This window comes from Thauera sp. WH-1, from assembly GCF_047806685.1.
GTDB lineage: Bacteria > Pseudomonadota > Gammaproteobacteria > Burkholderiales > Rhodocyclaceae > Thauera.
Genome location: NZ_JBLQGP010000005.1, coordinates 138,662 through 156,534, shown reverse-complemented (window position 1 = coordinate 156,534; position 17,873 = coordinate 138,662). Strand labels below are relative to the sequence as shown.

At 64.6% G+C, this 17,873-nt stretch carries 16 protein-coding genes; 13 read left to right on the top strand and 3 right to left on the bottom strand.

The window, feature by feature from the left end; genetic code table 11:
* Positions 1 to 24 precede the first annotated feature (24 nt).
* The 3 genes from ACMV5O_RS07405 to ACMV5O_RS07395 form a co-directional block, all read right to left on the bottom strand.
* A complete protein-coding gene (locus ACMV5O_RS07405; RefSeq protein ID WP_032972643.1) occupies positions 25 to 1,731 on the bottom strand; it encodes a UvrD-helicase domain-containing protein in 1,707 nt (568 codons plus the stop codon).
* Entirely contained in the window at positions 1,731 to 3,575 is a 1,845-nt protein-coding gene (locus tag ACMV5O_RS07400) for an ATP-dependent nuclease (RefSeq protein WP_032972641.1), read from the bottom strand. Before ACMV5O_RS07400 ends, ACMV5O_RS07405 begins: the two co-directional genes overlap by 1 nt.
* Before the next feature lie 336 nt (positions 3,576 to 3,911).
* Positions 3,912 to 4,643 (bottom strand): hypothetical protein, encoded by a 732-nt coding sequence (locus ACMV5O_RS07395; protein WP_051621580.1) that lies wholly within the window; start codon positions 4,641 to 4,643, stop codon positions 3,912 to 3,914.
* Between the two features lie 398 nt (positions 4,644 to 5,041).
* Between ACMV5O_RS07395 and ACMV5O_RS07390 the strand changes: the two genes are divergently transcribed.
* From ACMV5O_RS07390 to ACMV5O_RS07330, 13 genes are all read left to right on the top strand, one after another.
* Positions 5,042 to 7,057: a DNA topoisomerase III gene (locus ACMV5O_RS07390; protein WP_416162875.1), complete on the top strand. Its 2,016-nt coding sequence runs from the start codon at positions 5,042 to 5,044 to the stop codon at positions 7,055 to 7,057.
* 782 nt (positions 7,058 to 7,839) lie between these two features.
* On the top strand, positions 7,840 to 8,076 hold the full coding sequence (locus ACMV5O_RS07385; protein WP_416162874.1) for a hypothetical protein: 237 nt from the start codon (positions 7,840 to 7,842) through the stop codon (positions 8,074 to 8,076).
* A gap of 25 nt (positions 8,077 to 8,101) precedes the next feature.
* The gene (locus ACMV5O_RS07380) at positions 8,102 to 8,494 is read left to right on the top strand and encodes a hypothetical protein (RefSeq protein ID WP_003141051.1); all 393 of its coding nucleotides are present in this window, start codon (positions 8,102 to 8,104) and stop codon (positions 8,492 to 8,494) included.
* 250 nt (positions 8,495 to 8,744) lie between these two features.
* Positions 8,745 to 9,461: a hypothetical protein gene (locus ACMV5O_RS07375; protein WP_029133590.1), complete on the top strand. Its 717-nt coding sequence runs from the start codon at positions 8,745 to 8,747 to the stop codon at positions 9,459 to 9,461.
* Positions 9,462 to 9,751: 290 nt separating this feature from the next.
* A complete protein-coding gene (locus ACMV5O_RS07370) occupies positions 9,752 to 10,549 on the top strand; it encodes a GTPase (RefSeq protein ID WP_416162873.1) in 798 nt (265 codons plus the stop codon).
* 65 nt (positions 10,550 to 10,614) lie between these two features.
* Positions 10,615 to 10,980: a DUF3085 domain-containing protein gene (locus ACMV5O_RS07365; protein ID WP_029133592.1), complete on the top strand. Its 366-nt coding sequence runs from the start codon at positions 10,615 to 10,617 to the stop codon at positions 10,978 to 10,980.
* Positions 10,981 to 11,319: 339 nt separating this feature from the next.
* On the top strand, positions 11,320 to 11,871 hold the full coding sequence (locus tag ACMV5O_RS07360; RefSeq protein ID WP_367009828.1) for an STY4534 family ICE replication protein: 552 nt from the start codon (positions 11,320 to 11,322) through the stop codon (positions 11,869 to 11,871).
* Positions 11,872 to 11,926: 55 nt separating this feature from the next.
* A complete protein-coding gene (locus ACMV5O_RS07355; RefSeq protein WP_416162872.1) occupies positions 11,927 to 12,538 on the top strand; it encodes a DUF3275 family protein in 612 nt (203 codons plus the stop codon).
* 89 nt (positions 12,539 to 12,627) lie between these two features.
* Positions 12,628 to 12,993, top strand: a complete 366-nt coding sequence (locus ACMV5O_RS07350) for a hypothetical protein (RefSeq protein WP_416162871.1) — start codon at positions 12,628 to 12,630, stop codon at positions 12,991 to 12,993.
* 84 nt (positions 12,994 to 13,077) lie between these two features.
* Complete coding sequence (locus tag ACMV5O_RS07345; protein WP_416162870.1) at positions 13,078 to 13,728, top strand: hypothetical protein; 651 nt, start codon at positions 13,078 to 13,080, stop codon at positions 13,726 to 13,728.
* Between the two features lie 64 nt (positions 13,729 to 13,792).
* Complete coding sequence (locus ACMV5O_RS07340; RefSeq protein ID WP_058176039.1) at positions 13,793 to 14,902, top strand: DUF6094 domain-containing protein; 1,110 nt, start codon at positions 13,793 to 13,795, stop codon at positions 14,900 to 14,902.
* 101 nt (positions 14,903 to 15,003) lie between these two features.
* Positions 15,004 to 15,309, top strand: a complete 306-nt coding sequence (locus ACMV5O_RS07335) for a hypothetical protein (RefSeq protein ID WP_416162869.1) — start codon at positions 15,004 to 15,006, stop codon at positions 15,307 to 15,309.
* A gap of 99 nt (positions 15,310 to 15,408) precedes the next feature.
* Positions 15,409 to 17,682 carry a helicase-related protein gene (locus ACMV5O_RS07330; protein ID WP_416162868.1) on the top strand — a complete coding sequence of 758 codons (2,274 nt, stop codon included), beginning with the start codon at positions 15,409 to 15,411 and terminating at the stop codon, positions 17,680 to 17,682.
* Positions 17,683 to 17,873: the final 191 nt, after the last annotated feature.

Below are 17,873 nucleotides of genomic sequence, written 5' to 3'. Positions count from 1 at the left end.
TCGTCAGACTGGCCACCGATCCGCTCAATCGACCAGCGGCCGGGCATTCTGCGGTCGCACGATCGCCACTAGCGTCCTAGCCCGCGTCAGGCCGACCCGCAGCAGCCGGCGGCTACGTTCAAACGGCGGCTGCTCATTCCTCTCATCGAAGAAGCTCGACTTGAAAGCGCCTTCCACGAGAACGACCCCATCGAACTCCTTTCCCTTGGCCTTGTGCATATTCATCAGGATGCAGCCTTGGGGGTCGCGCTCGGCCGCCACGAGCCGCTCCTGCTCGAGGGTACGTTTGACTAGTTCGCTCGCACCTGCATAGCTGCTCAAGGCGAGCCAACGCTCGCCGAGTCCGGAGGCCAGAGAGTCGGTCGCCCTGAACAGCCGCACTAGCCGGGCCTCGCGGAACAGCTCATTCAGCGCTGGAATATCGTGAAGCACCCAGCGCGCCGCTTTCCAGTCCGCGACAGGTTCTCCGACCAGATCGATGCCAGCCTTGTAGACCGCGACGAGGGCTTTCGCGGCATTGATGCGCGGTCCTTCGCCCGTCGCCACCTTGGCTGCCGCCTCGTCATACTTACGTGCGTGCTCCGCCGCGGCGTTGGTCGGCTCCTCCGCGTTCTTCAGCTTGTAATATCCAGCAATGACCCGGAGCGTCCGCGCAAGGGTCTCTTCGGCCGGGCCGGTCGGCCATTCTAGGATTGACGCCACGACCACCGCCGCCGCCGCGGAAAGCTCAGCATCCCAAACGACATCATGTTCGATGACGGGTAGGGTCTGCTTGTTGTAAGTGTGCGTCTCCGACAGGATCACCGAAAGGTCGGCGATGAGCGAATTGCTTCTCGACAGCACCGCCACGCTCGGATGCTCGACCCCCTTCTTCCGCAACGCGCTGAAGGTCCATATCACCGCTGCATGGACCGTTGCGGCAAACGTGTTCTGCCAGTACGAAACCTGTTTGATGTCTGGGGTGGCCGGCAGCGGACTGTGGTTGTGCAGTACTGCGTCGGCGAACTGAAGGATTCCCGCGTTTGGGCTTCTGTGGTTTTCCCCGCCCAGATCGAACTCGGTGACCTGGATATCCTCTCGGAGAATATCCAGCCGGCGCGGATCGATATCATCCCGGTAATCAAAGATCCGCTGTTCTGGATCGGCAAGGCAGAACACGTCCGTGACCTCAGCCAGAGCGCGAACGATCCGCCACTGGTTGTCGTCGGTGTCCTGGAACTCGTCGACGATGATCATCGGAAACCGATCGGCAATGAGCTCGCGCAGCGCCGCGCATCCCTCCAGTAGGTCTGCCGCGCCCGCTGCGAAGAGATCGAAGCAGTAGAGCCCTTGCTCCGATGCCAGACGTCGTCGCTCGACCATCCAATCCCCATCGAACGCCGATTTCTGAAGACGTTCCTCCCCGGGGTAGAGAAAGCGGATCGGCCGGCCGTGCAGGAGGCGGCCGTGGGCTTCCAGAATCTCCATGCAAAAGGCGTGATAGGTCTGGACGGTGACGGCCCGCCGTTCGGCTGGCGTCAGGATCTCCTTGCAGCGCAGGAGAACCTGACGGATGGCAGCGCGCGAGAAGCTGAGAAAGAGGATTCCCTGTCCTGGCTTGAGCGTCGCAGACTGGCGCTGGGCCTTCAGCAGGGCGATCGTGGTCTTGCCGGAGCCGGGCCCGCCGAGGACCAAAAGGTGTCCGCCTTGTGCGATGACCGCCTTGCGTTTTTCGCACAGCTCCAGCTTCATTAGAAGAGATCCTCCAAATCGTCCGGCGGCGGTGCTGCGACATCTTCGGAAACGGCGCTCAGCGCCTTGTGGATGGTTTCAAGGATTTCTCGGATCGTCGCCGGTAGCTGGTCGGCGTGCTGGCACTGGCTGATCATCATGGCGGCATAGCCGTAAGCGTCGCCCTTGCGCGCCTTCAGAACCTTCGTCGCCAATGCAGTTACCTCACCATCGCCCGCCGCCGGATCATAGACGCCGACACTGGGATAGTCGGGTCGATCCTTCACCTCATTGAGAAACCGCCTCACAACTGCGATGGGCGTCTCCTTTACGAGCAGCTCCTCAATGCCCTTCTCGGGGGACTCCCAAACCTGCGTATAGCTCTTCAGCTTGTCCATCGCATCCTGGTTCAGCGGGGCGTTGGGTTTGTCGTAGAAACCGAAGGCGAGCTTTCCGAGCGCCGAAAACACCGGACCATGACGCGGTACCGAGCCATCCCCGCCGGCATTGAAAATGCTGACACCAGCCAGATCGAGGTGGGTGTAGTCCTCCGGATTGAGGGACGCCTCCATAATCGACGAAGCTACCGGAAATAGGGCTGCCTCCGTCGATCCCTCCACGACCAGCACCGCCCGGCTCAGAATTGCCTCGGCGAATTGACGCCGTTCGACGCGGAACGTCTTGGACTTAACAGCCTGGCCATCGATCGGCTGGCCTGTCAGAGCGCCGGTCTCGTTGCGGTTCAGGATGACAATCTGCTCATGATCGAACTGTTCGATCACGTAGGGTGAATGCGAAGTGACAATCGATTGCCCCATTTCCGCGAGCACGAACCGCGTCACCCGGCGCTGCGTGTGTGGCGGGAGCGCAATTTCCGGCTCCTCCATCGCGAAGATCACCGATTGCTTGTCCTTCAATTCGGCAATGAAGGTCAGGAGAGCGAAGACCAGCAGGTTGATTGAACCAGTACCCAGCCGACCGAACGGTACGAGATGCTGACCAGGTTGAGCTGCGATAAACAGCCGCACGACTTCCCGGAGATGCTCGCGCGTCAGGTCCGAAGCAAAGAAGGCCGTCGCATCGTCACCAGGCGCCAAGTTGACGAAGCGTCCCATCCGGGATCGTAACTCTGAGCGGATATGCTTCAGTTGCTCGATCTCGCCGATTGCCGGGTCAAGCGCTTGTAGTCTGGCCAGAGTGTCCCGCCACATCTCGACGGCACCGGCGCCGCCCAGCTTCAATACGGAATCGAGCAACGAACCGCGCTGCAGGCTGAGAGCGCGTGAACCGGTCCGCAACGTCCGCAAAAACACAAAGCCGCAAAGGCGCTTGTGCACACGCGTGAACGGAACACGGCCCTGACCGAGCTTGACCTCGGTTTCTTCGTCGAGAGCATCGACCTCTTTGGTTGGATGGTCGAAGAATGTGTTGCCGACGAAATCGTCCTCTTCCGGGTCGTACCGACCGACAAACAGAAGTGGTAGAGCCCAGATCACTGCCGGACCATCGGCCTTTCCAAGACCATCCTGCTCCTCGTCTATGAACGTACCCGCCAAGTCGTCCCACCTGCGGAGATGGCCACCAAAGCGCCGCTGCGCCTCTTCGGAAAGATCGACCAGGATCGCCTCAATGCGAATTTCAACCGGCGCACCTTCCGCATTCAGATAGCGGCCACAATGAAAGTCATGCTCGTCAACGACAGGCCTGCGGAATATGCGCTCAGGACCGAGGACGAGATCAAGAGCCTCGCACACCGTTGACTTCCCAATGTTGTTGCCTCCGACCAGAAGTGTGTGCCCAGCAAAATCAACACTCCCTTGAGAGACGCATCGGAAGTTTTCAATCTTCAAACGCCTGACGCGCATATATCCTCCGTCCCCGCATCGATTATTCGCTATCGCGGTTATAGCGCAGTTACCTGCAACGGTCTTGTTTCCCTGGAGTCCTGGCTTGGATGCAACGAGTTCACGACTGAGGAGGAGAAAGGACTTGCTGGCGTGTTCGGCTTTCTGAGCCCAGGCGCGCATCGCCCTGTTGGCATCCCGGAAGGTCAGATGACGCGCCTTGGCCGTTCCTTCGCGCTCAACATGTGCTGGTTCCTACTCAAGAACCATCTCGTACCAAGGTAGTTATCTCGGTGTGACGAACCGCAGAACAAAGACTGGCGGCAGTTTCCACTGCCGCCGGAGCTTGTCGCTTCATCAGTTCGCCGGATTGCTGCCCAAGCTCTGCTGATACGCCCATTCGTCATCGCGATCCAGGTCACGCCAACTGTCGTCGGCTCCACTCGTTCCATCGCCCTCGATGAACACCAGCCCGGCGCGACCTGCCTTGCGGTAGATCAGCCAGCCACGGCAGTTCAGCGTGTCCCCATTGAACATGCGATCACCTTCGGGGTCGTATTCGCCCGTCATGGTGCCGTCGGCCTCGATCGTCCATTCGTCGACCGCCGCCCACAGGTCCGTCGTCGGGGGGCACTCGATGTCCATATCGGGCTCGTCGGGGAACGAGGCATTGCTCTCAGCCATCGCACCGGCCACATCATCGGCGTTGTAGATCGTTTCGGCCAATGCCTGGCGGGCATGCAAGTCGTAGAAGTCGGCCACACTGACGTACACGTCCGTGGAACCGGCGCTGGCCTTCAACGCCTCGACGCAAGCCGTGGTGACGGCCGACGGTGCCGCGCCCGCCGCTGCAAGGCCGAGTTCCGCGGCCCGCCTCTCGCCCATCGGCAGGTTGAGCACGAGGATCTCGGCATCGTCCAGGTGGTAGTCGAGCTTGGGATCCGCCTCCTCAACGGACAGTGCCGCGTGCGTGCGGTATCCCAGCAACGCGGCAATGACCTCGGAGAGGTGGGAACGCTTGACCGTCAAGCCTTGCGCAGCAAGGACCCGGGAAGCCGCGAAGGCGGCTGAACGTACATAGTTGCTCATCGGAATACTCCGCTACTGTTCGAGCGCTGGACGTTTTGTCGCTGTCGAACAGCCGGTACTCCGGATGATTGAAAGCGAGGGGTACTGCGGGGAGCTGCGAATGCCTGTTTCAAGCTGTCCAGAGCTTGGGCGGGCGCCTGACTATGGATGCTACCCCTGAAGGCCATCTCCCGCAATCCGAATGCCGACGAGGTCTGTCCGGCCACGCGATCCCCCGTCCCCCAGGAAGCGGCTGTAGCAGCCCGCACCCGCTTCCCTTGCGCCAGCGCATCTGCCGCCCGCGTTCTGCACCAGCACAACCTGGTGTCCTCCGCTTCCATTTTGTTTGCTGCCGCGCACACGTTGGCCGGGAATGCTGACGTCCATTCGATGACCGTCACGCACACCCAGGAGGCTTCATGCGCGTGTTCCTGTGCGAGAAGCCGTCCCAAGGCAAGGACATCGCCCGAGTGCTGGGTGCCGTTCAACGCGGCAACGGCTGCTACAGCGGCGCGGGTGTCGTCGTGACCTGGTGCATCGGTCATCTGGTGGAGGCGGTTCCGCCCGAAGGCTACGGCGAGCAATACAAGCGCTGGGCCATCGAGCAACTGCCCATTCTTCCTGAGCGTTGGCGTGTCGAGCCCAAGGCGGCGACCGCAGCGCAATTCAAGGTCGTGCAGCAGCTCGTCGCCAAGGCGGGCGAGCTGGTGATTGCGACCGACGCCGACCGCGAGGGCGAGATGATCGCCCGCGAGATCATCGACCTATGCGGCTACCGCGGGCCGATTCAGCGCCTGTGGCTGTCGGCGCTCAACGATGCGTCGATCCGCAAAGCGCTGGGTGCGCTCAAGCCGTCCGCCGAGACGCTGCCGCTGTATTTCTCCGCACTCGCCCGATCGCGCGCCGACTGGCTGATCGGGATGAACCTGAGCCGCTTGTTCACACTGCTGGGGCGCCAGGCCGGCTATACCGGCGTGCTGTCGGTGGGGCGCGTGCAGACGCCGACGCTGAAGTTGGTCGTCGATCGTGATCGCGAGATCGCGCGATTCGTCTGCGTACCGTTCTGGGCCATCGAGGTTGCGCTTTCGCATGCAGGCCAGTCCTTCGTCGCAAGCTGGACGCCGCCGCAAGGCAGCGCCGACGATGCGGGCCGCTGCCTGCAACAGCCGGTGGCGCAGCAGGCCGCCGAGCGCTTGCGGACGGCCGGCTCCGCCCAGGTGCTGTCGGTAGAAACCGAGCGCGTTCGCGAAGGGCCGCCGCTGCCGTTCGACCTGGGCACGCTGCAGGAGGTGTGCTCCAAGCAGTTGGGCCTCGACGTGCAGGAGACGCTGGACATTGCCCAGGCGCTGTACGAGACGCACAAGGCGACAACGTATCCGCGCTCGGATTCGGGCTACCTGCCCGAGAGCATGCTGGCCGAGGTGCCGACGGTACTCAACAGCCTGGTCAAGACCGACCCCAGCTTGCGGCCGCTGATCGAGCGCCTGGATCGCCAACAGCGTTCGCGTGCGTGGAACGACGGCAAGGTGTCGGCTCACCACGGCATCATCCCGACGCTGGAGCCCGCCAACCTGTCGGCCATGAACGAGAAGGAGCTGGCCGTCTACCGGCTGATCCGCGCCCATTACCTCGCGCAGTTCCTCCCGCACCATGAGTTCGACCGGACGGTGGCGCAGTTCTCGTGCGGCAGTCAGTCGCTGGCGGCCGTGGGCAAGCAGATTGCCGTCATCGGCTGGCGTGAAGTGCTGGCGACGCCGGGGCCGGACGATGCCGATGGCGAGGATGCGCAGCGCAGCCAGGTACTGCCCGCCCTGCATGCGGGCCTGTCCTGCCCGGTCGGAAAGGTGGATCTCAAGGCGCTGAAGACGCTGCCGCCCAAACCCTACACGCAGGGCGAGCTGATCAAGGCCATGAAGACCGTCGCCAAGTTCGTGACCGACCCGCGCCTGAAACAGAAGCTGCGAGATACCACCGGCATCGGCACCGAGGCGACACGCGCCAACATCATCAACGGTCTGATCGGTCGCGGCTACCTGGTCAAGAAAGGCCGCGCCGTCCGCGCTTCCGACGCGGCATTCACGCTTATCGACGCGGTGCCCTCGGCCATCGCCGACCCCGGCACCACGGCGGTGTGGGAGCAGGCGCTGGACATGATCGAGGCCGGCCAGATGGCGCTGGACACCTTCATCGAGAAGCAGTCCGTGTGGGTCGGCCAGCTCGTGCAGCAGTACCGCGGCGCAACGCTCTCGCTCAAGCTGCCGCCGGCGCCGGCCTGCCCGCAGTGCGGCGCACCGATGCAGCAGCGCACGGGCAAGAGCGGCGCGTTCTGGTCCTGCTCGCGCTACCCGGACTGCAAGGGCACGTTGCCGATCGAGTCCCCGACGGGCCGGCGCAGCGCACCGCGCAAGCGGCGCGCTGCCTCCAAGGCGTCCTGATCCTCGCTTCCCCCTGCCGCGCCGGCCACTTCACTGGCGGCGAGGCAAACGTCCCGCACCGCGCGGGACTCCAAAGCGCGCGTCTCCTTCTGCAACGGTGTGCGCGCCCCGTCTGCCCGCCATCGGGCGACGGGGCGAGAAGGTCATTGCTCCACGAATCGCGCCCGCCGCCATTCCCTTGATCGGTGTGCCTTGCCTCGGTCATGAGGGGCTTCCTGACGCCTTGCCGCCGCGCGAGCCGTGAGGAGGCCCCTTGGGCCGAGGGTATTCCGTGCCGGTGCCCGCCGGCGGAACAACGGGCTCCCTTTGTGTGTGGATGCACGCCAGAGGTTTCCGGCCCCAGCCACGAAACGGGCCGGGTGCGATTGCTGACGCAGCGAACGGCTTTGACGACGGCCTGCGCTGACGCAGCCCACAGGTGGTTTTCCTTCCTCTCCAGCCGAAGGCCCGCGTGGCCTTCGGCGCCCTGGTCCTTGCCTTGTCCCGTGACGCGGGCCATTCCCCTAAAAGCGGACCGTCCGCGATTCGGTTTTCCCTGCGACGGCAGCCATGCCTCGCGCCCATCCTCACGCCATGCGTTGCTGACAGTCGTCAGCGGCATGCCCTGGCAGTCCCGGTCTTCAAGACTGCAACGCGGTTCGCCGCGTTGACCGATCCAGTCCGCTTCGCATCGCCCACCGCGGACGCTCGCCGGCCTGGCGACGATGCACTTTTCTCAACCACCCGAGGGGAACTCCATCCTCTACGGGATGCGTGCTCCTCGACCCACCAAGGAGCACGGCATGTCTGAACTTTCCGCATCTTCCTCTGCAGCCGCAGTACGCAGTGGTGCGCTGGCGCTGGCCTGGACCGGCAAGCGTTTGCCGCTACAGGTGCTGCGCAGCGCGGCCGGCCACTACATCGGCACGCAAGACGACGAAGGCCCGGTATCGCGGGAGTCCGTCGAGTATTTCCCGAACCACCTCGCAGCACAGCGCGCCCTGGATACCCATGCCTGGACACAGCGCGCTCACCCCTGATTCCCACCCTTCAAGGAGTTCTCTCATGAATCTGTCTTTACCCGAAGACGTGCTCGATCAGATGGCGCTGGAACAGGCGCACTTCGACGCTGCACCGCAGGCCTTCTTCGAGGCCTGGAAGCGCGGCGCGCAGATCGCCGGCCACGAGTGGTTCGGCGACGGCACACGCGAAGGTCTGCAGCGTGCCACCACCAAGTGGGACCTGCGGCCCAACATGCTGATGCTCAACGACGCCCTGGGTGTGCTGAGCAGCGGTCAACGCATGTTCCTGTCCGCGATGGTGAGCTTCTACAACTCCCGCGAGGGCGGCGCGATGCTCAAGCGTTGCGGCTTCGAGGGGCTGTCCGACTTCGGCGGCCTCGATCTGGAACGGCGCCAGGTCATCGCCGACCTCACGCTGCACTACAACGGCTGGTGAGCCGCGCCTGGCAACCCACCGTTCTTTCATCCCACCCCACGAGGGACATGCGTCCCCGTTCGGGGCCATGTCCCTCCTTCCTTTCGCAGGAGCGGCCATGTCCCGAATCACCATCTTCCACTGACCTGCACCGCCCGCCACCAGGGCGGCCCGACGCCGCGGCCGGCTGACCGGTTGCCACTTCATCCACTCGCTGGGGTTCAATCCCCGGCAGGGGATTGCCTCGGCCATCCTCTGCTGGAGGAATCCCATGTCTCATTCCAAAAACCCCTTCGTCCGCGGCTACGATGGCCTGTCCGTGCAGCGGCTGCTGGCGATTTCCTACGACGACGGCTGCCCGCTGAGCTATCTGCCGCTGCACGTCTCGCAGTCGCACCTGCCGGACAGCCAGGTCGAGCGCCATGCCTGCGTCTTCTGCGACGACTTCGCGCTGATCACCGAGGGCCAGAACGTGCCGCCCGAGCTGGACGCGCAGTGCCCCAGCCACGGCATCGCCCGAAACCTCGTCTACGCCGTCATGGCCGAAGAAGCCGGCCAACCGCTGCACGTCGGCGATACCTACTCCGAGGAAGCCGCGCGCGAGGTGGTACGCCGCCTGCGCTTCGAGACCGGCTTCTACAGCCGTGCCTGGGAAATCAGTTCGGCGCACATCACCGAGGAGGCCGGCCGCTTCCTCGCCGAACTGGCGGACATCGCCACGCCGAGCGGTTTTTTGTTCGTGGCCTTCCGCATTCCCTACAGCCCGGCGGTCGGCGTGAAGCTGATCGCCACGCCTTGGACGGATGCGAACCTGCCGCATGTCGAGGGCATCACCGCCGAAGAGCTGCGGCAGGAGCACCGGGCCAAGGGCGTGCCGGAGTCCCTCGTGGAAGTGTTGCACCTGGCTGCGCTCGCCGACGTTCGCATGTTGGTGTTCGATGCCGACGCGCCCGTGCTGGACGGACTGACGCTCTACGACGACGAGTAACCCGCAACCCATTCGAGCCCCCACGTCGGGGCTCTTCTTTTTCGCGGAACGCGGTGCCGGCGCATTGCCGATTCCCAACGGACGGCCGCCGCCATGTGCCGCACGCTGGCCGCATGTTCGCTGGCGTTGCCGGCAGCATGCCCAGGCAGTCGAGACCTTCAAGACTGCGGCGCGGTTCGCCGTGCTGGTTGCTTCGTTCTCCGGGCGCACCCGCGTCCATCCACCTCACCCTCAAGGGACAGACCTCCCTTGCGGGCGGGAGTCCCTTGGTTGTCACAAGGAGTCTCCCCATGGATACCCAAGCCATCCGCGCACAGATGCCGACGCTCGTTGTCGGTCATGTGCCTTCCAACGTCCGTTCGTTCAAATTCAACATCTTCGACGGCCAGCCCAAGGTTTCGACGCTGGGCTTTCACATCGACCCGAAGCCTTTCGAGGGCAAGGTCATCGCCACCACCGACGAGGCCATCGTCGTCAAGACGGGACGAGCCGAGTTCGCGGTGCTCGATCGCACGCTCGTGACCGAAGTGCCCGACGAGGGCGCCAAGGTGCAGGTCGAACCCTATGTCAGACGCCGCTTCGACGGTCAGCGGGCGGACACGCCCGAGGAGCAGACCGAGTTCACCGCCGACGGCCAGCCCTACACGGTGAAGCGGTTGGTGCTCGGGTCCGCACCGGCGAAGCTGCCGATCCCCGAGCCGCGCTGCCCCGAGCTGCAGGAACTGATCGACCAACTGGAGCAGTTGCCCGCTCCCGACGGTTTCCGGCGCGTCACCCACCTGTTGGTGGATGCCGGTGCGCGGGACATCACCTGGGTCGATCCGCTGCCCGCCGACATCATCCGCACGCCACCGGCCATCGGCTTCACCGTCGACACGATGAAGTTTCAGGGTCGCGTCACCGTGCTGTATGAGCGTGGCCTCGACCTCTACGCGGTGGAGCTGCGCCGCGACGGCGAGCTGGTCGAACGGGTCGATGAGGTGTTCTTCGACACCCTCGGCGAGACGCTGGAACGGCTGATTGACGACGGGAGCTGGAGACGCATCCGCGTGCAGTGCCTGTCGAGTCGCAAGGCTGTCCGGCACTGACCTCTCAGCAGCTTCCCGCCCTCGCGGCGGGAAGCCTCTCTTCCTGCCCCCGGGAGATCACACCCATGACTGTTCGATTCAAAGGCACGCAGCTGCGGCCCGTGCTCGCCGAAGCGGTGGCGAATCAGTGCCGCGTCATCCTGGTCAAGGATCAGGGCGTGTACTTCCTGGCCGAGCGCGGCGAGCGCCGACCCGATGGTCGCCAGAAGACCATCGCCTATGCCGCCGGTTGCAACCCGGATGTCGATGCCTTCGACGACTGGTGGGAACTGGCGCGTGCCGAGTTCGGTGGCGACGACTTCGGCGAGTTCTTCGATCCGCAGGAGGGCGTGTTTGCGCGCATCCTGCGCAGCGAGGACGACCTCGACGTGTCCGCCACCGCGACACACCTGTCGCTGCAGGCGGTTCCTCCCACGCCCAGCGGTAACTGACCATCCCTGGCCCCCGCTCCGGGGGCTCTTTCTTCCCGGCAATGCGGACAGCCGCGAGTGCCGATTGCCGCTCGCCTGCGCGCCGTCCCGGCGCCACGCTTCCGGCCATGTTCCGCTGACGTCCGTCAGCGACATGCCCAGGCAGCCACGATCTTCAAGGCTGCGATGCGGTTCCGACCGCGTTGATCACTCCAGTTCGCACCGGCATCCATGCGCGAACGGCCATCGGTTCTCGATGGCGATGCCACCAAGCTGTTCCATCAACCCGCGCGGGGGTTCCACACCTTCCCCGCCTGGGTCGGGTGTGTCTCCGCCTTTTTGTCTTTCAGGAGATTCACCATGACCACTTCCACCGAAAAGTCCTATTTCGATCTGCACATCACCGGCCTCGGGTACCTCAATCGCATCCGCGAAGTGAAGCCCAAGAAAGGCGATGCGTTCCTGGCCTGCGACATCGCGGCTCTGAACGGTCCCAGCGATGACGTCTCGTATGTGCGTTTCGACACGCGCGTATCGGGATCGGAAGCGCAGCACCTGGTGCGCCGCTGCATTCAGGCGGTCGACGCCGAGAAGAAGGTGATGATCGGCTTCCGCATGGGCGACCTGTGGACCGACACCTTCACCTACTCCAAGGGCAAGCGTGCCGGCGAGCAGGGTGTGAGCCTCAAGGCCCGCCTTCTGTTCGTCAGTTGGATCAAGGTCGACGGCAAGCTCGTCTACAAGGCCGAGCCCAAGCCGACCGAGACCGACGAGCGGGACCCGGAAGTCCCTGTGACGTCCGACGCGCCCGCCGCGCAGCAAGCCTCGGCACCGGAGCCTTCCGAGCCCGTCGCCGATGCTGCCGACGACGCAGCCGATGCCCCCGCATTGGCCGTTGCCGAGTCGTTCTGATCCGCAAGGCCCCATCCCCGGGGCCTTGTCTTCTCTTCGTCCGCAGGAGACCTTCATGATCACCATCCCCGGCCAACTGGCCATCAAGACCATCCACGGCAGGAACGGCGACTTCAACGTCGGCCGCCTGGCGACCTCGATCGGCGAGTTCGTCGTGAAGAACGCCGAACTCGATCAGTACCGCGAGGGCAAGTACGACGGTGATTTCGTCATCGTCGAGATTCGCCCCTCCACGTACAACGCCAACGGCCGCATGGTCATCGAGATCCGCGCCCATCTGGGCGGGATGACGCTGTCCAACATCGACGCCCTGAGCCGCGACGAAGCCCGCCGGCTGAGTCCGCAGGAAGTCGATCCGATCGACGAGGAAGCGCAGGCGCCCGTGCCGGCAACGCCCCCGGCCAAGCCGAAGGCGAAGCCGCGCAGTCCGCACGATCCCCTGGTCGATACCACGCCGTTCGGCAGCGAACCGGCTCCCGTGTCCGCTGCGGCCTCGGCCGAGGCAGACGACGCGGCGCTGTTCGGTGCCTTGTGGCCCCTGGGCGAGACCGTGAAGCTCGATGCGACCGTGGATCGTCGTGTGCTGCGTCAGCAGCGCGACCGTCTCGACAAGCTGGGCTACGAGTTCGCTCCGTTGTCCCAGGACTGGCACCTCAAAGCTGCCTGATCCATCCGCCGCCTTGCGCGGCATTCCGCCACCCGCCGGGGTTCTCCCCCGACGGGGAGGGCTCCGGTCTTTTCTTCAAGGAGACCCTCATGGGCTGGACCTTCGTTCGTCAGACGCGCGATCAGTTGATCCGCGAGCTGCTCGCTCCGCAGGCGTCCGAACGCGCTTGCTGCGAAGTCATCGACCACACGCTGGACGGCGACGTTCTGTGGACCGTGGTTCGCGTCACCGCCAGGCAGGCGGGCGTCATGGGCCTCGCGGCCGGTGAGTCCGTCTGCTACATCGGCTGCCATCTGCTGGAAAGCTCGGGCGGCGATTGGGGCTACAAGTCCCTCAATGAGTCCGTGCATCCGTACTACTACTCGTGCCCGCTGCGCTATCTCGACATGGCGCCGGTGCAAAGCTCCGAGTGGCGCGAGCGGGTTCACCGCTTCCACGCGGGGCGCGCTGTCTAGCGGCACGCATCTTCCTTCACCCAACCGGGGCGAGCATGGCCCCGCGGGCTGTGGTTGCTCCTTCATTTCCAAGAGGACATCACCATGCCTGCACCTTCTTCCGCGAAACCGCTGTACCGCATCGACGAATGCCCCGACCTCATGGCCGACGGTTGCGTCGGTGACGAGCAGGGCAATCTCGTCTTTCTCTCGATCTGGGCGCGCGACACCGCCGTTCAGGAGTTCCTCGCCCGCCTGACCCTCGGCCGGGATGAACAGGGGCTGGACCAGTTCCACGTCATCACCGAGCAGGGCGCATCCATCCCGGTCTTCGTCGGCAACGTCGAGAACCTGGAAAAGCGCATCACCCGCGCCTATCGGCGAACGCTGTTCGGTTCGCTGACGAATGTGTGGCTGTTCGATCGTCGCTGCGTGAAGCCAGACAAGGCCAACGCCAGCGCGCTGGCGCTTCTGCCCAGGGATTCCGCTCACCGGCTCGACCGGCTGTGGACGCTGGTGCAGGACACCTGCCCGCTGCCACTGCTCGACCACTGGCGCGACACCGTGCTGGAGCTGTTGCAGACACGACGGATGCTGACCGGTCTTCCCTTGGCCCTCGGGCCGCTGGAAGGCCATCGGCTGGCCCTCGATGTCCCGGCGCTGACGAAGGCGCTGGGCGAGATGATCCGCAACGGCACCCTCGGCGTCACGCAGTACGAACTGGCCGCGAACGCACCGCTTCGGCGTGTGGCGTGAGCCATCCCACGGGCATGCGCGCCGCGCGTGCCCGCCTTCCCTCATCCATCATCAGGAGAAATCCATGGCACTCATGTTTCCGCGCCTGGCGCGCAATTTCATTCGTAACGGCTACTTCCCCACCGACGAGCCGACGCTGGAGCGGGCCTTGTCCGCACTGGCGCCGTCTCCCGGCGCCATGTCCCTCCTCGATCCCTGCGCCGGCGAAGGCGTGGCGATCGCCGAAGCCGCCCACGCCCTCGGGCGCGAGCAGGTCCAGGCCTTCGCCGTCGAGTACGACGCCGAGCGTGCCCGCCACGCACGGCAACTGGTCGATCGCTGCATCCACGGTGACCTGATGGACACGCTGATCTCGCGCCAGTCCTTCGGGCTGCTGTGGCTGAACCCGCCGTATGGCGACCTGAGCAAGGACGTGAACGGCAACATCGGCTATCAGGGCCAGGGCCGTGCGCGGCTGGAAAAGTTGTTCTATCAGCGCGCGCTGCCGCTGCTGCAGTACGGTGGCGTGCTGGTCTTCATCGTGCCGCACTACGTGCTCGACGCCGAGCTGGTCGGATGGCTGACGCGCCACTTCGCCGACCTGCGCATCTACCGTGCGGTGGAAACGCAGTTCAAGCAGGTAGTGATCTTCGGTCGCAGGATTCGTCAACGCGACCAGGCGTCGGAGTCGGTCAAAGCCGTGCGCGGTCTGCTGCTGCAGATCGGACAGGGTGACGCCGAAGCCGAGGAACTGCCGCTCGAATGGCCGTTCCTGCCGTACACCGTCCCTGCCAGCCCGGCCGAGCCGGAGCACTTCTATCGCGTGACGATGGAGCCCGAGCAGTTCGCCGATGAAGTCGGCCGGCTGCAAGGACTCTGGCCGGCGCTCGATACCCACCTGGGCGCCGCGCAGCAATCGCTGCGTCCGCCCGCGCGGGCCTTGTCGCACTGGCATCTCGCCCTGGCTCTGGCCGCAGGCGCGATCTCCGGCGTAGTGAAGTCCAAGAGCGGGCGCGTGCTCGTCGTCAAAGGTGATACCCACAAGGAGAAGACCCTCCAGACGGAATACACCGAACGCGACGACGGCTCCGTGGCCGAGACGCGCATCCTCACCGACAAGTTCGTGCCGGTCATTCGTGCATGGGACTTGACGCTGGGCTCGCCCACGTGGGGCGAAGTGCTGACCATTCGCTGATCGCTGTTCCCTGACGGTTCGTCGTCGCTTTCATCCACCCACCGGGGTCACGTTGCCCCGATGGGGTGCCGTGGCCCCTTCTTCCAGAAGGAGATACCACCATGGCACTCGCAGTCCTCAACCTCGCGTCACAAGCACGCTTTTCGCCCGGGCAGGTGATCATGACCGCCGGCGTCGACGAACTGGTCCGACAGGGCCGGCTCAACCCCACGCCGTACCTGCGCCGCCATCTTCATGGCGATTGGGGCGACCTGAGCGACAGCGATCGGCGGCAGAACGACGCCGCGCTGAAGTCCGGCGAAGATCGTCTGTTCTCGTCCTACCAGTTCACGCGCGACCTGAAGCTCTGGATCATCACCGAATGGGATCGCAGCGTCACCACACTGCTGCTGCCCAGCGAATACTGATCCGCATCCAGCGGTCTCGCGCCGCTTCTTTCTTCCCACCCAGGGGCATGTCACCGCCCCGTGGGGGAGGTGCATGCCCCATTGCCTTGGAGCATCACCATGTCCCTCGATCTCGAAACCGTTCCCGAAACCGCTGTGCAGGGCGACCTGCTCGAAGCGGCCGCTTCACCCCTCACACTCAGCCTGCAGGACTTCGTGTCCGAGTTCGGCGACGAACTGCTCGACTCACTCAACCGCGCCAATCCGCCGGTCTACACCGGCCAGGTGCGGGTGCATCGGCAACTGATCCTCGCCGCGCTCAAGCGCAAGCTGTTCCCGGCGCAAGCCGATGTGGTCCATGCCGTCACCGAGCTACTGATCGACCGCGGCGAACGCGCCGCGATCGTCAATGGCGAGATGGGCTGCGGCAAGACGACGGTGGGTATTGCCACCGCCGCCGTGCTCAATGCCGAAGGCTACCGCCGTACCCTGGTTCTGTCTCCGCCGCACCTGGTCTACAAGTGGCGGCGCGAGATCCAGGAGACGGTGGCCGGTGCCAAGGTCTGGGTGCTCAACGGCCCGGACACGCTGGTCAAGCTGCTGAAACTGCGCGAGCAGTTGGGCGTGCCCGCTCAGGCCCAGGAGTTCTTCGTCCTGGGCCGCGTGCGGATGCGGATGGGGTTCCACTGGAAACCTGTCTTCGGTCGGCGGCGCACGCCTCACGGTGACGTGGCAGCGTGCCCGGATTGCGGCCACATCATCACCGACCTCGACGGCGAGCCGATCAACCCGGTCGAGCTGGAAGCCGAGGAGTCCCGCCGCAAGTGCAGCCACTGCCGTGCACCGCTGTGGTCGTTGATCCGTCCGAGAGGCCTGTCCGCCAGCGACCAGTCCTCGACCGTGCTCAAGGCACTGAAGCGTATTCCAACCATCGGGGAAGTCACCGCGCAGAAGCTGATGCAAAAGTTCGGTGACGCCTTCCTCGCGTCGATGCTCGGGGACAACATCCACGAGTTCATCAACCTGATGGATGGCAACGGCGAGCTGGTCTTCTCGGACCGGCAAGCCCATCGGATGGAACGTGCGATGGCCAACATGGAGTTCGGCTTCGGCGAAGGCGGCTACCAGCCGTCCGAGTTCATCAAGAGACAGCTTCCCCAAGGCACGTTCGACCTGCTCATCGCCGACGAGGCGCACGAGTACAAGAACGGCGGCTCCGCACAGGGCCAGGCCATGGGGGTGTTGGCGGCCAAGGCGCGCAAGACGCTGCTGCTCACCGGCACACTGATGGGCGGCTACGGCGACGACCTGTTCCACCTGCTGTTCCGAGCCCTTCCGGGGCGGATGATCGAAGACGGCTACCGGCCGACGAAGAGCGGCAGCATGACGTCGGCCGCGATGGCGTTCATGCGCGACCACGGTGTCTTGAAGGACATCTATTCCGAGAGCACCGGCACGGCGCACAAGACGGCCAAGGGCACCAAGGTATCGGTGCGCACGGTCAAGGCGCCGGGCTTCGGCCCGAAGGGCGTGCTGCGTTGCGTTCTGCCGTTCACGGTCTTCCTCAAGTTGAAGGACATCGGCGGCAATGTGCTGCCGCCCTACGACGAGGAGTTCCGCGAAGTCGCGATGGACACGGCGCAGGCCGCGGCCTACCGCGATCTGGCGGGTCGCCTGACCCAGGAGCTGAAGCAGGCCCTGGCGAAGCGCGACACGACGCTGCTCGGTGTAGTCCTCAACGTGCTGCTGGCCTGGCCGGACTGCTGCTTCCGGTCGGAAACGGTGGTGCATCCACGCACGCGAAACACCTTGGCGTTTGTCCCCGCTCAGTTCAACGAGCTGGAGGTGATGCCCAAGGAGCGCGAGCTGATCGAGATCTGCAAGCAGGAGAAGGCAGAAGGTCGCAAGACCCTGGTCTATTCGGTCTACACCGGCACGCGCGATACCACGTCGCGTTTGAAGGTGCTGCTGGAGCAGGAAGGCTTCAAGGTTGCGGTACTGCGCGCGAGCGTGGATGCCTCCCGCCGCGAGGACTGGATCGCCGAGCAGTTGGACCGTGGCATCGACGTGCTCATCACCAATCCCGAGCTGGTGAAAACCGGCCTGGACCTGCTGGAGTTCCCGACCATCGTGTTCCTCCAGTCCGGCTACAACGTGTATTCGCTGCAGCAGGCCGCCCGGCGCTCATGGCGCATCGGCCAGAAGCAGCCGGTGCGCGTGATCTACCTGGGCTATGCCAACTCCTCGCAGATGACCTGCCTGGGGTTGATGGCCAGAAAGATCATGGTCTCGCAAAGCACGTCGGGAGACGTACCCGAGTCGGGCCTGGATGTTCTGAACCAGGATGGTGATTCCGTCGAGGTCGCACTGGCCCGGCAGCTTGTCACGGTCTGATCCATGTGCCCATGCCGGTGGCCCCTCGGGGTCGCCGGCTTCTTTCCACGGCCCTTCGGGGCCGTTTTTCTTGGGCGTATGACAGTCCATGGCGCCGCCTTCCATGTATTCGGGCGGGCGTCAGTGCGTTTTGTTTGCTGCCCGCAGGCCAAGCGGCGGCGATGGTGAGCGCTCCGTGTTCCAGGGAAGCG

What these genes read in the sequence shown, in the direction of transcription:
- ACMV5O_RS07405 (WP_032972643.1), bottom strand. Translation starts at nt 1,731, where the DNA reads ATGAAGCTGGAGCTGTGCGAAAAACGCAAGGCGGTCATCGCACAAGGC.
- ACMV5O_RS07400 (WP_032972641.1), bottom strand. Translation starts at nt 3,575, where the DNA reads ATGCGCGTCAGGCGTTTGAAGATTGAAAACTTCCGATGCGTCTCTCAA.
- ACMV5O_RS07395 (WP_051621580.1), bottom strand. Translation starts at nt 4,643, where the DNA reads ATGAGCAACTATGTACGTTCAGCCGCCTTCGCGGCTTCCCGGGTCCTT.
- ACMV5O_RS07390 (WP_416162875.1), top strand. Translation starts at nt 5,042, where the DNA reads ATGCGCGTGTTCCTGTGCGAGAAGCCGTCCCAAGGCAAGGACATCGCC.
- ACMV5O_RS07385 (WP_416162874.1), top strand. Translation starts at nt 7,840, where the DNA reads ATGTCTGAACTTTCCGCATCTTCCTCTGCAGCCGCAGTACGCAGTGGT.
- ACMV5O_RS07380 (WP_003141051.1), top strand. Translation starts at nt 8,102, where the DNA reads ATGAATCTGTCTTTACCCGAAGACGTGCTCGATCAGATGGCGCTGGAA.
- ACMV5O_RS07375 (WP_029133590.1), top strand. Translation starts at nt 8,745, where the DNA reads ATGTCTCATTCCAAAAACCCCTTCGTCCGCGGCTACGATGGCCTGTCC.
- ACMV5O_RS07370 (WP_416162873.1), top strand. Translation starts at nt 9,752, where the DNA reads ATGGATACCCAAGCCATCCGCGCACAGATGCCGACGCTCGTTGTCGGT.
- ACMV5O_RS07365 (WP_029133592.1), top strand. Translation starts at nt 10,615, where the DNA reads ATGACTGTTCGATTCAAAGGCACGCAGCTGCGGCCCGTGCTCGCCGAA.
- ACMV5O_RS07360 (WP_367009828.1), top strand. Translation starts at nt 11,320, where the DNA reads ATGACCACTTCCACCGAAAAGTCCTATTTCGATCTGCACATCACCGGC.
- ACMV5O_RS07355 (WP_416162872.1), top strand. Translation starts at nt 11,927, where the DNA reads ATGATCACCATCCCCGGCCAACTGGCCATCAAGACCATCCACGGCAGG.
- ACMV5O_RS07350 (WP_416162871.1), top strand. Translation starts at nt 12,628, where the DNA reads ATGGGCTGGACCTTCGTTCGTCAGACGCGCGATCAGTTGATCCGCGAG.
- ACMV5O_RS07345 (WP_416162870.1), top strand. Translation starts at nt 13,078, where the DNA reads ATGCCTGCACCTTCTTCCGCGAAACCGCTGTACCGCATCGACGAATGC.
- ACMV5O_RS07340 (WP_058176039.1), top strand. Translation starts at nt 13,793, where the DNA reads ATGGCACTCATGTTTCCGCGCCTGGCGCGCAATTTCATTCGTAACGGC.
- ACMV5O_RS07335 (WP_416162869.1), top strand. Translation starts at nt 15,004, where the DNA reads ATGGCACTCGCAGTCCTCAACCTCGCGTCACAAGCACGCTTTTCGCCC.
- ACMV5O_RS07330 (WP_416162868.1), top strand. Translation starts at nt 15,409, where the DNA reads ATGTCCCTCGATCTCGAAACCGTTCCCGAAACCGCTGTGCAGGGCGAC.